The 14,428-nt window shown below is 51.1% G+C and carries 16 protein-coding genes and 1 riboswitch; all 16 genes read left to right on the top strand.

Going from position 1 to position 14,428, the window contains the following annotated elements; translation table 11 throughout:
* Positions 1-274: 274 nt before the first annotated feature.
* The 16 genes from ACFQ88_RS34200 (at position 275) to queF (ending at position 13,837) form a co-directional block, all read left to right on the top strand.
* Positions 275-1,225 (top strand): ABC transporter ATP-binding protein, encoded by a 951-nt coding sequence (locus ACFQ88_RS34200; RefSeq protein WP_379461687.1) that lies wholly within the window; start codon positions 275-277, stop codon positions 1,223-1,225.
* Entirely contained in the window at positions 1,222-2,322 is a 1,101-nt protein-coding gene (locus tag ACFQ88_RS34195; RefSeq protein ID WP_379461685.1) for an ABC transporter permease, read from the top strand. The genes ACFQ88_RS34200 and ACFQ88_RS34195 overlap by 4 nt, the downstream gene beginning before the upstream one ends.
* A gap of 35 nt (positions 2,323-2,357) precedes the next feature.
* Positions 2,358-2,885 (top strand): P-loop nucleotide/nucleoside kinase family protein, encoded by a 528-nt coding sequence (locus ACFQ88_RS34190; RefSeq protein ID WP_379461683.1) that lies wholly within the window; start codon positions 2,358-2,360, stop codon positions 2,883-2,885.
* 56 nt (positions 2,886-2,941) lie between these two features.
* Positions 2,942-4,420 carry a copper amine oxidase N-terminal domain-containing protein gene (locus ACFQ88_RS34185; RefSeq protein WP_379461681.1) on the top strand — a complete coding sequence of 493 codons (1,479 nt, stop codon included), beginning with the start codon at positions 2,942-2,944 and terminating at the stop codon, positions 4,418-4,420.
* Between the two features lie 632 nt (positions 4,421-5,052).
* Complete coding sequence (locus ACFQ88_RS34180; protein WP_239629892.1) at positions 5,053-5,364, top strand: ArsR/SmtB family transcription factor; 312 nt, start codon at positions 5,053-5,055, stop codon at positions 5,362-5,364.
* Positions 5,365-5,386: 22 nt separating this feature from the next.
* On the top strand, positions 5,387-6,796 hold the full coding sequence (locus ACFQ88_RS34175; RefSeq protein WP_379461679.1) for an arsenic transporter: 1,410 nt from the start codon (positions 5,387-5,389) through the stop codon (positions 6,794-6,796).
* A gap of 38 nt (positions 6,797-6,834) precedes the next feature.
* The gene (gene arsC / locus ACFQ88_RS34170) at positions 6,835-7,260 is read left to right on the top strand and encodes an arsenate reductase (thioredoxin) (protein ID WP_379461677.1); all 426 of its coding nucleotides are present in this window, start codon (positions 6,835-6,837) and stop codon (positions 7,258-7,260) included.
* A 16-nt stretch (positions 7,261-7,276) separates the two neighbouring features.
* Positions 7,277-7,747 (top strand): ArsI/CadI family heavy metal resistance metalloenzyme, encoded by a 471-nt coding sequence (locus ACFQ88_RS34165; protein ID WP_379461961.1) that lies wholly within the window; start codon positions 7,277-7,279, stop codon positions 7,745-7,747.
* A 4-nt stretch (positions 7,748-7,751) separates the two neighbouring features.
* A complete protein-coding gene (locus tag ACFQ88_RS34160; protein ID WP_379461675.1) occupies positions 7,752-8,192 on the top strand; it encodes a protein-tyrosine phosphatase family protein in 441 nt (146 codons plus the stop codon).
* Positions 8,193-8,366: 174 nt separating this feature from the next.
* Positions 8,367-8,768 carry a Fur family transcriptional regulator gene (locus ACFQ88_RS34155; RefSeq protein WP_239629887.1) on the top strand — a complete coding sequence of 134 codons (402 nt, stop codon included), beginning with the start codon at positions 8,367-8,369 and terminating at the stop codon, positions 8,766-8,768.
* Positions 8,741-9,487, top strand: a complete 747-nt coding sequence (locus ACFQ88_RS34150) for a winged helix-turn-helix transcriptional regulator (RefSeq protein WP_379461672.1) — start codon at positions 8,741-8,743, stop codon at positions 9,485-9,487. Before ACFQ88_RS34155 ends, ACFQ88_RS34150 begins: the two co-directional genes overlap by 28 nt.
* 228 nt (positions 9,488-9,715) lie before the next feature.
* Positions 9,716-10,639, top strand: coding sequence for an NAD(P)/FAD-dependent oxidoreductase (locus ACFQ88_RS34145; RefSeq protein WP_379461670.1), 924 nt, complete (start codon positions 9,716-9,718; stop codon positions 10,637-10,639).
* Positions 10,640-10,673: 34 nt separating this feature from the next.
* Complete coding sequence (locus ACFQ88_RS34140) at positions 10,674-10,916, top strand: glutaredoxin family protein (RefSeq protein ID WP_239629884.1); 243 nt, start codon at positions 10,674-10,676, stop codon at positions 10,914-10,916.
* 61 nt (positions 10,917-10,977) lie between these two features.
* Entirely contained in the window at positions 10,978-11,541 is a 564-nt protein-coding gene (locus ACFQ88_RS34135; protein ID WP_239629883.1) for a peroxiredoxin, read from the top strand.
* A gap of 451 nt (positions 11,542-11,992) precedes the next feature.
* On the top strand, positions 11,993-12,787 hold the full coding sequence (locus ACFQ88_RS34130; RefSeq protein ID WP_379461668.1) for a hypothetical protein: 795 nt from the start codon (positions 11,993-11,995) through the stop codon (positions 12,785-12,787).
* Positions 12,788-13,160: 373 nt separating this feature from the next.
* A riboswitch (PreQ1 riboswitch) is annotated at positions 13,161-13,204 on the top strand.
* Positions 13,205-13,336: 132 nt separating this feature from the next.
* A complete protein-coding gene (gene queF / locus ACFQ88_RS34125; RefSeq protein WP_239629881.1) occupies positions 13,337-13,837 on the top strand; it encodes a preQ(1) synthase in 501 nt (166 codons plus the stop codon).
* The last annotated feature ends 591 nt before the right edge of the window (positions 13,838-14,428 follow it).

Raw genomic sequence — 14,428 nt, 5'->3', positions numbered from 1 at the left:
GAACATATTTTCCTTTAATTCCTAAATAGTATAGTTCAAGCAAATGATAATTTCTTTATACATATCCGTTGTTTTTGTTGGAAAATTCATATTTTTTGTCTTAATCTCATATTCATGCTTCCAACCGATTGCCCTTAGTACCGTGAACATGCATAACAATGGTATGATAACTTTAGAGGAAGGAAATTCTTGTAAGCAGTTGAAGCATTCATCCGCAGTCGATATCGCGTCGCAAGAAAGAACCGGCAGGAATGCCGCAAAGGAGGAACCGGCTTTGGCCAACGCCATCATAGAAGTGGAAGGACTCGTCAAACGGTATGGGAAATTTACCGCGGTAAATGGAATTCATTTCAGCGTTCAGGAAGGGGAGGTGTTCGGTCTCCTCGGGCCTAACGGGGCGGGCAAAACAACAACGATGGAAATGATCGAGGGTTTGCGGCAGCCGGACGAAGGGAAAGCGCTTGTTGCAGGCTTCGATACGAAAAAAGATCTGAAAAAGGTCAAGGAAATCATCGGCGTCCAGCTCCAATCGACGTCATTGTTCGACCTGCTTCACGTTCACGAGATCATCCGCATGTACGCAAGCTTCTATCCAAGCTCCGTGCCGATCGAGCCGCTGCTTGACGACATGATATTGCGCGACAAAATGAACGACCGCATCAAAAACTTATCCGGAGGCCAAAAGCAGCGGCTTGCCATAGCTCTGGCGCTCGTGAACGACCCGAAGGTGGTTTTCCTGGACGAGCCGACTACCGGACTCGATCCTCAAGCCCGGCGGACATTGTGGGACATCGTGCTCCGCATGAAGGAGCGGGGCAAGACGGTGGTGCTCTCCACGCATTACATGGACGAGGCACATGTGCTATGCGATCGCATCTGTCTGATGGATAAAGGGCAAGTCATTGCGCTGGATACGCCGGAGCATCTCGTCCGCAGCCTGCAATCGGACAGCGCCATTGAATTTCGCTTGCCGGAGCCGATTCGGGAGGATGAGGCACGCCAGCAGGAGATGCTGACGCTTGTCCAGTCACTGCCTGACGTGAAGCAAGTGGACCAGCGCAAGGACACATTCGTGCTGTACACGGATCATTTGCAAAATGCGCTGACTGCATTCGTACAGCAGACCGCGGAGCGGAACATCCGTGTTGCCGATCTTCAGACGCGTACTGCGACGCTCGAGGACGTATTCATCCATATGACGGGAAGGAGCTTGCGGGAGGAATGAAAGCATATCGTCAATTGACTTTAGCCCAGCTGCGGCTTTTTGGCAGAAATCGGCAGGTATTGTTTTGGACGCTTGTATTTCCCATCTTTTTCATGGTGATGTTAGGCTCGTTCTTGGGAAAAGGGGACAGCACAACGTTGTCCGTCAAGGTTATCGACCAAGACCAGACGGCTGCGTCGCAGGCTCTACTATCCTCTATGAAGCAGCTGACCGTACTGAAAGTATCGGAGAGCAGCGATCTCGATGCAGCAATGAAGGAGCTGAAGCAGGGCGACCAGCAGCTTGTCGTCGCGGTTCCGCAAGGTTACGAGGCCGCGGTTAATGCGAAATCCGCCTCCATGCCTGGCTCCAAGCTCCTCGTCTATTACGATGAGATGAGCCAAACCACCAATCAGATCGGGCTGCCCCTCATGTCACAGATCGCCGATGGCATCAGCAAGCAGCTTGTCGGCTACAACCCGGTCATCACGGTTCAGCCTCAAGGGATTCAATCCTTTAATCTGAAGTATATCGATTTCCTCGTACCGGGGATCGTCGCCATGATGATTATGAATAACAATTTGAACGGCGTCGCCGGTCAAATCGCCTCTTGGCGCGAGCGGGGGATTCTCAGGCGCCTCCAAAGCACGCCGCTTCAGCCGCGGAGCTTCATTGCCGCACAAATCACAGCCCGGCTGCTGTTGAACGGTGCGCAGGCGCTCATCGTGCTGCTGATCGGCAGCCTGATTTTCGGAACCCAGGTCAACGGTTCCTGGCTGCTTCTGCTCTTCTTCGTCGTGATCGGGACGCTGACCTTCATGTCGATCGGCTTTATCGTCGCCGCGCTCGCCAAAACGCCGGAAAGCGCCGGCCCGATCGCCGGCTTCATCTCGTTTCCGCTGCTTTTTCTGGGCGGCGTCTTCTTTCCGATCAAGAACATGCCTGACTGGCTGCAGCCTGTAGTTAATTTGCTTCCGATATCGCATCTGTCTACGGCTCTGCGCCAAATCATGAACGTTGGAGCCACGCTTGGCGATGTATGGCGCGAAGCCGCGCTGCTTGGCGGCTGGATGGTTGTAGCCTTCGTCATCGCCAGCCTGACCTTCAAATGGGAGTAACGATTGTTACAGCAGGATAGGAGGTTTATCGAAACATGAGTGGGGACAAAGTGGTTTATCTCATTTCCGGGACCAGTGGAGTCGGCAAATCTACGCTTGCTAAGGAATTGACTCAAAGCCTCAAGCCCTCCGCACTGATTACGGGTGATGACGTAAATAAGATGTTATTGCCGGGAAGCGAGCTGCCCATGGATCAACGCTTTTCGCTGACATGGGAGAACATGATTTTATTGGCAAAAAGCTTCCTGCGTAACGACTTGAATGTTGTAATCGAGTGGATTTTACAAAATGATTTGGAACGGATATGCGAACGGCTGTCCGACTCGGCCATTCAAATTAAGTACGTCGTGCTGCGGGCAAACGAAGATACATTGAAGGAAAGGCTCGGGGAACGCGGGGATTCTCATCTGCTTGACCGTTCGTTATTTTTGCTGCAGCGTCTCGACGCTTTGCCTTTCAATAACAATTATCTATATGACACAACAGGGAAACAAACGTCGGAGATCGTTCAGGATATCTTGGCTTCGGATGAATATATTGTGAATAAAGATAGAGGATTTTAAGTGCGAAGAATAGGTGTTTTGAACAGCTAAAATCATAAGGAGATTCCATTTATACTATGAAGATAAAAGCATCCGCATGGAAGCTGGCGATTGCGTTAGCTATAGCTGCTGCCGGGGGTTCGGCCCCGCAAGCTATCGCAGAAGCCGCTTCAGATAATCAGACAGCGTCTAGTCCGCAGCCGGGCACTTCCATCGAAGTGATTTCCGTACTAGTGAACGGCAATCTATTGCTGCTTGAGCAGCAGCCTGTCATCATGAACGGCAGTACGCTCGTACCGCTCAGGAGCATATTTGAGGCGCTGGGAGCCCAAGTTGCATGGGACGGCAATATCTCGACGGTGACTGCAAGCAAAGGTCAGAATGTGATATCCCTGACTATTGGATCCGGGACGGCAATTCTTAACGGGCAGCAGCTCTCTCTCGACGCTTCACCCATAATTGTGAACGGAAGTACGATGGTACCTGTTCGTTTTATTGCAGAGTCTCTTGGCGCAAAGGTGGATTGGGAAGCCGATTCGAGAACGGTGCGGATATCGGCAATTCCCGATGGGTCTCAGCCTCCGGTAGCGGCACAAGCCTCAACAGATACGATTATAACCGGCATGTTCTCATACCCTTGGTCCAATCCTTTAAACTCAGGTATGGCTGAGGTGAGCAAGCTAGACGATAACCGCTATCATCTGCATGTTTCCGTAGTACACGGCTTTAGCCGCAATATGGGCGAATTGGAATCCGATTTCACGTTCGACGGTAAAGACATTGTGTTCTCCAATCCTGAATATAGCCAGGTTACTGCGACATTTACTGAAAATTCTATAACCATCGATTACCCGGGGGATGGATTCGGAGGATTTAATGCTGAGCCTAAAGGCACATTTTACCTGCAAAATTCAGGCAGTAATGAGGCCCCGTTTTTAACGAAGCTGTTTACTAGTTTGCAAATCCCCGATTCGTACCGGTATGGCTTTACCGATGTATTCACTTATCATTTAAGTGGTATGAAGGATGTGCTGCTCGTTCAATCGCGTAGCAGTCTCAACCGCTCTAAGGTCATTAGCGGGAATCTGGCAATTTACGATACAGCAAAGCAAAGTATTGAACCTCTTGGAGAGATAACGAGTACCAGTAAGCATGATCTCAGCAAAAAGCTGGAGGCTCTTTCTGCAGGCGAGGAATTAATTTATGAGCTTCTGAATAAAGAATATGCCGATCGATTCACCGAGCTGCAAATACAAAGATTCGATAACGGCGACCTGACGCTAGGCGATCCCGATCTGTTTCGACTGACGGATGCCGAGGCCTTTTACATCGTTACCGGTGCAGAGGAAACAACCTCTATTTCCGACAATTTACGGAATCAGGATAACATCGGATCCATAATCAGGACGGAGGTCGAACATTCCGATGCTCAAAGCGTAACGATCCATATTTATGAGCTGGTCCGAAATGATCAGAATGATGAACATACCGCGACCATCGACCGGCTTGAAGTGAACCGCACAAACGGCAGAGTGAAAAGCATATTATTTGATTAAAGGAACGTCGAAAGGCTTATTCAAACAATGCTAGCCCAACGAGGATGTGATATTAATGTGCCGATACGCAATATACGGGCCGTACAAGGACATCTTTGCTTGTTTTCATTGCAGGAAAGTATTCAAACAAACTTCCAATTATGACTTGGAAGAAGGCGAACGCCACAATAGACAGTATAAATGCCCGCAATGCAGCGAAACAATGAAGGATATGGGACACGATTTTCGGGCGCCGCGGCAAAACGACCTGAAACAGTGGTCGAAGGTTGAGCTTCTTTATCGCAACGGGTTTACTTATCATTCCTGTGGATGCGGCGGTCCGGGGTATAGGCCGGCGAAATTATCCGAGGCAGAAGCTTTTATAAGCAACAATAAACGGTTCAAATCCGAAGGAGAGCTATTGTTAAGGAATTTGACTCTAAAGATGTAAGGAACTATGGCAGCCAAGGGATCTGACCGCGGCATCCTCAGCAGTTTAATAAGCAAATAAGACAGTGGGACTCCGAGCTTTATTATTAGTTCGAAGCTTGCGCTGTCTTTTTTGTAAATTTACAAATAAGTGATTGATTATATAAGTGAATCGTTATATATTAATTGTATAGTTAAAGAGCGGAGCGAGGTGTAACGTTACAATGGAGGATCCGATCCAAGAAATGGCGGAGCTGTTTAAACTGCTCGGGGACAAGACGAGGCTGACGATCGTCGGCCTTCTGAAGGACCGGGAGCTATGCGTCTGCGATATCGTGGATCATGTCGGTATTTCGCAGCCTGGAGTCAGCCAGCATTTAAGGAAGTTAAAGGCAGGCGGGCTGGTTAACGAAAACCGGAAGGGGCAATGGATATATTACTCCTTGAAAGTGGAGGACAATCCGCCGTTTCGGGAGGTGCTTAACCAAATTCCCTCCATTCATGGGGAATTCTCATCGTCGAATCGTTGTTGCTGAATAGAGTGGAGGAGTTATACGCATGGCGTGGCTTGCGTTTGTTATTTTTCTAATTACTTTAATGTTTGTTATTTGGCAGCCCAAAGGATTAAGCATCGGCTGGTCCGCGACGGGCGGCGCCATTTTGGCTCTATTGTGCGGGATCGTCAGCTTCTCGGACGTCGGTACGGTAACCGGCATCGTGTGGAACGCCACATTGGCGTTTGTAGGCATCATCTTTATTTCTCTCGTACTGGACGAGATCGGATTATTTGAGTGGGCTGCATTACATATGGCCCGTTTGGCGAAGGGCAACGGTATGCTGATGTTCGTTTATATCGTCCTGTTGGGCGCAGCGGTGTCCGCTTTGTTCGCGAATGACGGAGCGGCGCTCATTATGACGCCCATCGTTCTTGCAATGGTTCGGGAGCTTCGGTTCGAAAAGGCGATGATCCTGCCGTTTATTATGGCAAGCGGCTTTATCGCTGATACCGCGTCGTTTCCGCTCGTCATAAGCAATCTGGTCAACATTGTCTCAGCCGATTATTTCGGCATCGGATTTGCGGAATATGCGAGCCGGATGATCGTGCCGAACTTTTTTGCCATCGCTGCCAGTTTACTCGTATTATATCTATATTTTCGCAAAAGCATACCCGACTCCTACCGCTCGGACCAGCTCAAGAATCCTAATGATGCGATAAAGGATAAAGCGCTGTTTCGGCTGTCGTGGATCATTCTGGCGGTATTAATGGCGGTTTACTTCTTAAGTGAATTTCTGTCCGTTCCGGTATCGATCATTGCAGGCGTTGCTGCAATAGTGCTGCTGCTGGCCGCGCGCAAAAGCCCGGTGATTCAAACGAAGCGGCTGATTAAGGAAGCGCCATGGACCATCGTTGTTTTTTCCATCGGCATGTATGTCGTCGTCTATGGCTTGAAAAATGCGGGCTTGACGGATGCGCTGGGCGGCGTTATCCAGTTTGTTGCGGATAAGGGGCTGTTCGCGGCGGCGGCGGGTACAGGCTTTATCGCGGCTATTTTATCCTCCGTGATGAACAATTTGCCGACGGTAATGATCGGAGCTCTGGCCATTCACGGGACACAGACGGAAGGCGTTGTGAGGGAAGCGCTCATTTATGCCAATGTCATCGGCTCGGATCTCGGTCCCAAAATCACTCCGATCGGTTCGCTCGCGACCTTGCTGTGGATGCACGTATTAGCCAAAAAAGACGTCAAGATCGGCTGGGGCTACTATTTCAAAATCGGCGTTATTTTAACGGTCCCGACTTTGTTTATAACTCTTACAGGGCTTTATTTATGGCTGTATTTCATTCAGACGCTTCATGCAAGCATTTGGCTCTATATTGCGGCAGTTACGGCAGCTGTCACAGCGGTTTCCTTAATTGCCAAAGCTGTGCTGACGAAGCAAGCCAAAGGCAGACATCAAGGTGTTTAGTTCATTCTCATTTGATAATAAAAGGAGCCGATCCAAGCATGAATGCGAAGCCTTTCGTTTATTTTTTGTGCACAGGAAACTCTTGCAGAAGCCAAATGGCGGACGGTTTTTTACAGTCGTTAGGCGGGGACCGCTATGAGGTGCGGAGCGCCGGTCTGGAGGCGCATGGGCTCAATCCTCGGGCCGTTCAGGTGATGAAGGAGGCCGGCGTGGATATTAGCGTGAATACATCCGACGTCTTGTCTCAGGAGCTGCTGAACCGCGCGGATTACGTCATTACGCTGTGCGGCCATGCCGATGAGCATTGTCCCGTTATTTCCAACAACAGTGTGGTGAAATGGCACTGGGGTTTTGACGACCCGGCCAAAGCGACAGGCAGCGAAGAGGAGATCATGAATCAATTTCGCGAGGTTCGCGACAGCATCAAGCGGCGGATTGAGCAATTTGTAGCGGAAGGCAAATAAGGAGGGGATTACGATGATAAAACGTATGCATGTCGCGTTGAACTGTAGTGATCTGGGGAAGTCGTTGGATTTTTACCGTGCTTTTTTCGGTACGGAGCCGGTCAAAGTGAAAGACAATTATGCCAAGTTCGAGCTGGATAGCCCGGCGCTGCACTTTTCGTTGAATGTACGGCCCTTCGATAAGGGCGGTGTGCTCAACCATCTCGGCTTTCAGGTGAACAACACGGAGGAAGTGCTTGCGATCGGCGAGCGGCTGCGCCAGTCGAAGCTTCTATTGATCGACGAGATGAATACTACGTGCTGTTATGCGGTTCAGGACAAAGTATGGGTGCATGATCCGGACGGAAATGCGTGGGAAATCTTTTATACCAAGGAAGATTCGGAATTTGAATCCGCAAGTGAGAGAGACGTTGCCTTGTGCTGCGCTCCTCCGTCCGAGCCTGTAATGATGGAATGGCAGCCGTTCAGCCGGCAAGCAAAGGAGTAGAGCCATGAACAAACCATACCAGAACCTGGTGGATGACCGGATCTTTATTGGCGGAGCGGCGGATGCGGAGGGGATGATCAACAATGAAGGCGTAGAGGTCATCGTTGATCTGCGCGCGGAGGCGACGGAGTGCGCTTATCCGGCACCGCATGTGGAATGGATTCGAGTGCCTCTCGGGGACAACGCCGAGCAGCCTCAGGACCAGCTGCTTCAGCAGGCGATACATCATGTGATAGAAGCATACAACAGCGGCAAAAAGGTCGGGTTTCATTGTGCGGGTGGAGGCGGAAGAGCCGGTTCCGTAGCCGTGGGAACGCTGCTGAAGCTGGGCAAGTACAAAACAATCGACGAAGCTGAGGCGGCAGCCAAAGCGATTCGCCCCAAGGTCAACATTAAGCCTGCGCAGCGGGATGCATTGGAAGCCTTATTTGGGAATCATAAATAATACGGTAGAGTATGAAACAGCTCTGTCCGCATAGATGCGGCGGGCTGTTTGCTTTTAGAATTTGTGTTGTACAGGTGCAGGGACCTGGGATCTATTTTCTAGAAACATATTGACTTAGACTAAATCTAATATTAGAATTAATCTAAATATAACAGATAGAACGGGGGGATCATGATGAGTAGAAAAGGACAGCTTACACCCCAACGCAAAGCGATTTATGAGATTATTATGGAGAGCGCGGATCATCCTACGGCCGGCGAAATTATTGAGAGATTGAACAAGCGCGGACATCAATTCGCTTATGCTACGACCTACAATTCGTTGCGTTACTTGACGGAGGAGGGGTTGATCCGGGAGCTGAAGCTGGAGGGGGATGCGAGCCGATACGATGCCCGGACGGAGGATCACCAGCATATCGTATGCCGGGTATGCGGCAAAGTGGACGAAGTGTTCACTCATCTCCCGCCGGAATGGGCGCGAGCTGTATCTGAGGAGACGGGGTATAAGGTCGAGGAAGAACATATTTTGCTGAAAGGGGTGTGCCCTGCATGCAGCAGCAGTTCAGAGAAGAAGTGAGCGTTCGGTCCAACGACGCGGACTTGCCTATCGGTGCTTACTGCGAGACCACGCATTCGATTGTAATCATTAGCCCGTTCCCTCATGCATTGCATGAGCTGGTCCGGGAATTAACCGCTAAATGCTACGATGTGCTGGTATTTCATCATTTGGATGAACAAGCGCTCGCCGCATTGCGGATCGATTTGCTGATCATGGATGCAACTTACGGCACGTCCCAGCTGAGAAGCCGTCCGGCTGCGATTACCGCACCTGCTCTGCTGCTGGTCAAAAGGACAGAGCAGCTGTCGGAGCAGCAGGCTGCATCGTCCTATGACGAATCGCTGGTATGGCCTGCAGGGTCGGCACCGGCGGACGCGGTGCTGCCGCGGATTCAATCGCTGCTGTCGGGCAGCGGAAGGCAGCCCGAGGAACGGTCCGACCAGGTGCAGCGCAAAGACCTGGTCGTTGATTTCAAGAAAATGTCGGTCCACCTCGGTAATGCCCGGGTTGATCTGACCAAGACGGAATTCGACCTGCTCAGGGTGCTTCTGGAGACGAACGGGACAGTGCTGTCCCGCCAAGAGATGATGGATCGCATCTGGGGAGACCAGTACTTCGGAGGCAGCAATACGGTCGATGTTCATGTTAAAAGCTTGCGGCATAAGCTGAAGGACAATCCGAAGGCGCCGCAATATATTGAAACAGTACGCGGAGTAGGCTATCGGCTTGCCGATTGACCTCTCCATGACAAGCGGGTTTAGCGCACATTGTGCGCTAAACCCGCTTTTTGCAGGGCGGCGTTGTCTTCATGAAATCTTCATCGGACCTTCATGAAACCTTAACTAGAGCTTCACGAAACCTTCATGATGGGGGAGCCTATCCATGGTAGTATTCATTTATAAGTTATTTATATTTAGTTTAAGTTCAAATATAAATTAGGGTGGATGATGAGAGGAGGAGTGAGGATGTACGATGTCATTATTATCGGCGGCGGACCGGCCGGGGCATCCGCAGCCGTGTATACGGCGAGAGGGCGTCTGTCCACGCTAGTGCTGGATAAAGCCCCTGGCACCGGAGCGCTCGCGCTTACGCATAAGATCGCTAACTATCCGGGCATCTCCGAGGAGCTGAGCGGCAAGGAGCTGCTGGACCGGATTCGCAGCCAGGCGGCAAGCTTCGGCGCCGAGTTCAAGCAGACGAGCATTACGGCGGTTGATCTGGAAGGGGACACGAAGTATGTGTTCACCGCCGACGGCATGTTCGAGGCAAAGGCGGTCATTATTGCGACCGGCTCCAAAGGGCGCAACCGGATGCTGCAGGGCGAAGAGGAGCTGCTGGGCAGAGGGGTGAGCACCTGCGCCACCTGCGACGGAGCATTCTATCAGGGCAAGGAGATCGCTGTTATCGGCGATTCCGAGGAAGCGTTGGATGAGGTGCTTGCGCTGAACAAAATCGCCGCGAAAATCCACTTTATCGTGCCCCGGGCGGAGCTGCAAGGGGTATCCGAGCTGCCGCAGATGGGGAACACGGATGTGTACTTCCGCTCACGCCCTTTGGAAATCGTCGGAGAACAACATGTGGAAGGTGTCCGCGTGAAGCAGGCGAGCGGCGAAGAGCAGCTTCTAAACGTAAACGGCGTGTTCGTCTTTCTCTCGGGCAGCAAGCCGGGAACCGACTTCCTGCAGGATCAGGTTCCGCTTGACGAGAACGGCTTCATGGTGCTCGACGAATATATGCAATCGCCGGTGCCCGGCGTGTTCGGAGCCGGAGAAGTGCGCAAATCGCCTGTCAAACAGGCGGTTGTCGCCGCAGCCGACGGGGCTATCGCCGCGATGGCGGTGGACAAGTTCATTCACAGGCGGGAGCAATTGATCCCGCAGTATAAATAAACTAATTCAACCGAACCCAAGGAGGAATCATGCCATGTCTACAACCGCATCCCAAGTTATCGTCTACTCCAGCACAACTTGCACCTATTGCAGCCAGCTGAAAAAATATTTGACCGAGCAAAACATCCCCTTCGAAGATCGCAACATCGATCATAACGAGACATACCGCGATGAACTCGAAGCAATGGGAATGAGCTCTATCCCCGTTACCGTCATCGGAGAAACGAAAATTCTCGGCTTGAATCCGACACGCATCAAAAAAGCGTTGGCTCAATAAGCAAAGCTTGATATAGCTACAGCAAAATACACCTTATAAATCATTTGGAGGATGAACTAATATGACAACAGCATCTGCAGCAGTTACGGAAACGGTAAGAATCGGGTTGAAAGCTCCTTCGTTCGACCTTCCATCGACGAAAAATCTGGAAACACTGGAGGAGAACGTGGCTCTGGAGCAATATCGCGGCCGCTGGCTGATGGTCTTTTTCTGGCCGTTCGACTTCACGTACGTATGCCCGACGGAAATTATCGCCTTCAGCGATCATTACGATAAATTTCTGGAGCTAGATTGCGATGTAATCGGCATTTCCGTGGACAGCATTTACACGCACCGCGCATGGATTAACACGCCGCGCGACCAGCAAGGCATTGGAGCGATCAGCTACCCTATGGCGTCGGACTTCAAGAAAGAAACGGCGCGCGCCTACGGCGTCCTGGATGAAGCGAGCGGAGCGGCTCACCGCGGCTTGTTCATCATCGATCCGGAGGGTATTCTCCGCTACCAGGTGGTCACCGATATGAACGTAGGACGCAGTGTAGATGAGACGCTTCGTATTCTTGAAGCTCTGCAGTCCGGAGGCTTGTGCCCTGCAAATTGGAAAAAAGGCGAAAAAACGTTGTAATCCCCGGTTTAGCTGATCCGAAGGTCTGCACTGCTCTGCCTCTATGGTGAGCAGAGCAGATGGCCAGTTATTCAACACGAAACAACCGCACATCCTGTGGATGGAAGCCGCATCTTCCGCCGCAGAGAGTGCGGTTTTTTTTGCACATATAGAATTTATAATCGGGGCTCCCAGCAAAGTATCTGATTGACTTCGATGCCAAAGCTCCACTTTGTGCGGTTTTTTTGTGTCTTTTCCCGATGGGGGGCTCGAAAAAGACGTGGTATTGATTGACAATAATTATAAGGGTCTTTATAATGATAATGATTCTCGTTATCACGATATAGAGCATAATTTAGCCAGACGGCTGATCAATATAAACCCCGGTTAATCCCGGGATGTGCCTAGCTAGGCGCACGTTAGATCATGATGATGGACCATCACTTAATTGAGAAAGCGGGGAACGGAAGTTATGGAGCGCTTTGATGCCGCGTACTACGACAAACAGTTTTATGTTACGTTGGAGGACAAACCGGATACGATGTATGGCGCCACCTTGTCCAGCCTGCTCCATCAGGAAGGAGCCGCATCGTTCATAGGCACTTATGCGCCGCTTATTAAAGCGCTGGAGACGGATGTGGCCGGAACCTATTTTGCAAGCTGGTTCGGAGCTGTGTGTGCGGCATTTCAATACTCGTTATGGCATGATAATGCAGTTGCCAGCTTGTCTTTGGATCGGGTTGAGGTGCAGCTGTTCAAGATCGAGCATCGCACGGGGGTAGCTTTTCGGGTCAATTCGTGGGTAGCCGAGCCGCTGCCGGCTGAGAACCGGGAGGCTGCTGTTCTTGCGGCCATGGAAGCTTTTTATGGGCAGCAAGTGAAGCCGCTGCTTGAAAGTGTAGCGGAAGCGGCCGGTATTAACGTAGGCCAGCTGTGGGGTGTGATGGGTACCCGGATGCATTACGCTATGGACCGCTGGCTGCAGGAAGCGCAAACCGACGAGGAGCGCGAGCGGGTGCGGCAAGATTTTGACACGCTGTTCTACAGTCTTGAGCCTGAAGTGTTCGGGCGCAAAAAAAATCCGTTCGACATCAGATTCCGGATGATGGAAAATCCGCGGATCCCGGGAGAGCAAATGCGAATCAAGGCGGTGTGCTGTCTTGCATATAAGACGGACACGGGACACGGCTATTGCTTTACCTGTCCGCGGCTGACCGAATCGGAGCGTGAGGAGAAGGTCAGCAAGATCAAAGCCGGGGCCCACTAGATACTGGGTGCTGGAGCATCCTGCATGCCTCTGATTGAATCGGTGAGGGATAGGAAAGTCTGAAAGGTTAAAGCTGGGGTCATTAGACTGTGAATGCTGGAGCATCCTGCATCCGCCGGCTGATTGGGTGCGGGAAGAGAAGGTCAGCAAGATCAAACCCGAGGTACCATTGGTCCTGGGGGCGTAGCATCCACCCGCGCTGACTGAAGCGGAGGACGTCGAAGATCAAAGCCGGGGTCCAATTTGGTCCCGGCTGTTGAAGTTTTGTCTCTGGGCTGTGCGGCGATTCCAGCATGTTGCACGTGCATTTCCGCACAGGCTATGGTATAGTACGATAGAAAAAAGAAGAAGCTGGCACGAGCACCCGCCCGTTCCAGGAGAGGTTCGCGAACTCCCTCTATAAAAAACTAAGGACAGACGTTGCCGTTACCGGTACGTTTATTTCGTCTTTAGTTCATCCTAACAGAGCAGGCACGTTCTCCAACAAATCTCGTTCTTCTTTTCGTTACGGCGTAAGCGGCCGACAGAAAACAAGGAGGAGATTTTTGTATGTCCGCAGGAAGAACTAATGAAGAACTGAAAGACATTACGCTATTGGGCAATCAAGGAACCCGCTATATATTCGACTATGACCCGAAGCTGCTGGAGTCGTTCGACAATAAACACCCGAACCGTCCGTACTTCGTCAAGTTCAATTGCCCCGAATTTACAAGCTTGTGTCCTATGACCGGACAGCCGGATTTTGCAACGATCTATATTTCGTACATTCCGGATATCAAAATGGTCGAAAGCAAATCGTTGAAGCTGTACTTGTTCAGCTTCCGCAACCACGGCGATTTTCACGAGGACTGCGTCAACATCATCATGAACGACCTGATTAGCCTGATGAATCCTTGGTACATCGAAGTGTGGGGCAAGTTCACTCCACGCGGAGGCATTTCGATCGATCCGTACTGTAACTGGGGACGTCCCGGAACGAAGTATGAAGCGATGGCCGAGCACCGCTTGATGAACCACGACATGTATCCGGAAAAAGTGGACAACCGTTAATCCGGACGGCATTTAGCCAGCAGGGCTATGTCACTAAATGGCTGGCTCCGGCTGTTGGACTTCAAGCATATAAACCTCCATTTCCGTATGGAGCTCTTTGGGATAGCATCGGTAACCGATTCTTTGGTTATTTCGATGAACTCAGAATGGGCTTCGCATTAGCGGAAATGGAGGTTTTGTTGTTCTGTGGAACGGTTCGTAGGTACAACAATGCTGCTGAGCGGAAGGTCTTCGTGCCGATGATCCATGTGATCGACTTATCCGAGAACGCATAGGACTGCTGAGGTAATCGGTCGGTTCGATGAGAGGCATTTACAGAGGCTAGGAAAAAGCGATCGTGCTCAACAGCGGGGTTAAACCGACCGCCTCGTTGTGCCGAAAAGAGCGTCCGGGCTTCGCTAAGTTATTGGTTATTCGTAGGCTACAGCCGAATCAATCCAGAGACAGTACATGGACTAGGCTGCTTAAATGCCGAGCCCTGGAAAGTAAGCTCGGTACCCCGAACCCCGAACCCCGAACCCCGAACCCCGAACCCCGAACCCGGAACCCCGAACCCGGAACCCCGAACCCCGAACCCGGAACCCGGAACCC

Source organism: Paenibacillus sp. NPDC056579 (assembly GCF_042793215.1).
In the GTDB taxonomy this organism is placed as follows: domain Bacteria; phylum Bacillota; class Bacilli; order Paenibacillales; family NBRC-103111; genus Paenibacillus_S.
This window is presented reverse-complemented; position numbering and strand designations above follow the sequence as displayed.

Coding starts and splice junctions, on each gene's coding strand:
- ACFQ88_RS34195 (WP_379461685.1), top strand. CDS start 1,222: ATGAAAGCATATCGTCAATTGACTTTAGCCCAGCTGCGGCTTTTTGGC.
- ACFQ88_RS34190 (WP_379461683.1), top strand. CDS start 2,358: ATGAGTGGGGACAAAGTGGTTTATCTCATTTCCGGGACCAGTGGAGTC.
- ACFQ88_RS34185 (WP_379461681.1), top strand. CDS start 2,942: ATGAAGATAAAAGCATCCGCATGGAAGCTGGCGATTGCGTTAGCTATA.
- ACFQ88_RS34180 (WP_239629892.1), top strand. CDS start 5,053: ATGGAGGATCCGATCCAAGAAATGGCGGAGCTGTTTAAACTGCTCGGG.
- ACFQ88_RS34175 (WP_379461679.1), top strand. CDS start 5,387: ATGGCGTGGCTTGCGTTTGTTATTTTTCTAATTACTTTAATGTTTGTT.
- arsC (WP_379461677.1), top strand. CDS start 6,835: ATGAATGCGAAGCCTTTCGTTTATTTTTTGTGCACAGGAAACTCTTGC.
- ACFQ88_RS34160 (WP_379461675.1), top strand. CDS start 7,752: ATGAACAAACCATACCAGAACCTGGTGGATGACCGGATCTTTATTGGC.
- ACFQ88_RS34155 (WP_239629887.1), top strand. CDS start 8,367: ATGAGTAGAAAAGGACAGCTTACACCCCAACGCAAAGCGATTTATGAG.
- ACFQ88_RS34150 (WP_379461672.1), top strand. CDS start 8,741: ATGCAGCAGCAGTTCAGAGAAGAAGTGAGCGTTCGGTCCAACGACGCG.
- ACFQ88_RS34145 (WP_379461670.1), top strand. CDS start 9,716: ATGTACGATGTCATTATTATCGGCGGCGGACCGGCCGGGGCATCCGCA.
- ACFQ88_RS34140 (WP_239629884.1), top strand. CDS start 10,674: ATGTCTACAACCGCATCCCAAGTTATCGTCTACTCCAGCACAACTTGC.
- ACFQ88_RS34135 (WP_239629883.1), top strand. CDS start 10,978: ATGACAACAGCATCTGCAGCAGTTACGGAAACGGTAAGAATCGGGTTG.
- ACFQ88_RS34130 (WP_379461668.1), top strand. CDS start 11,993: ATGGAGCGCTTTGATGCCGCGTACTACGACAAACAGTTTTATGTTACG.
- queF (WP_239629881.1), top strand. CDS start 13,337: ATGTCCGCAGGAAGAACTAATGAAGAACTGAAAGACATTACGCTATTG.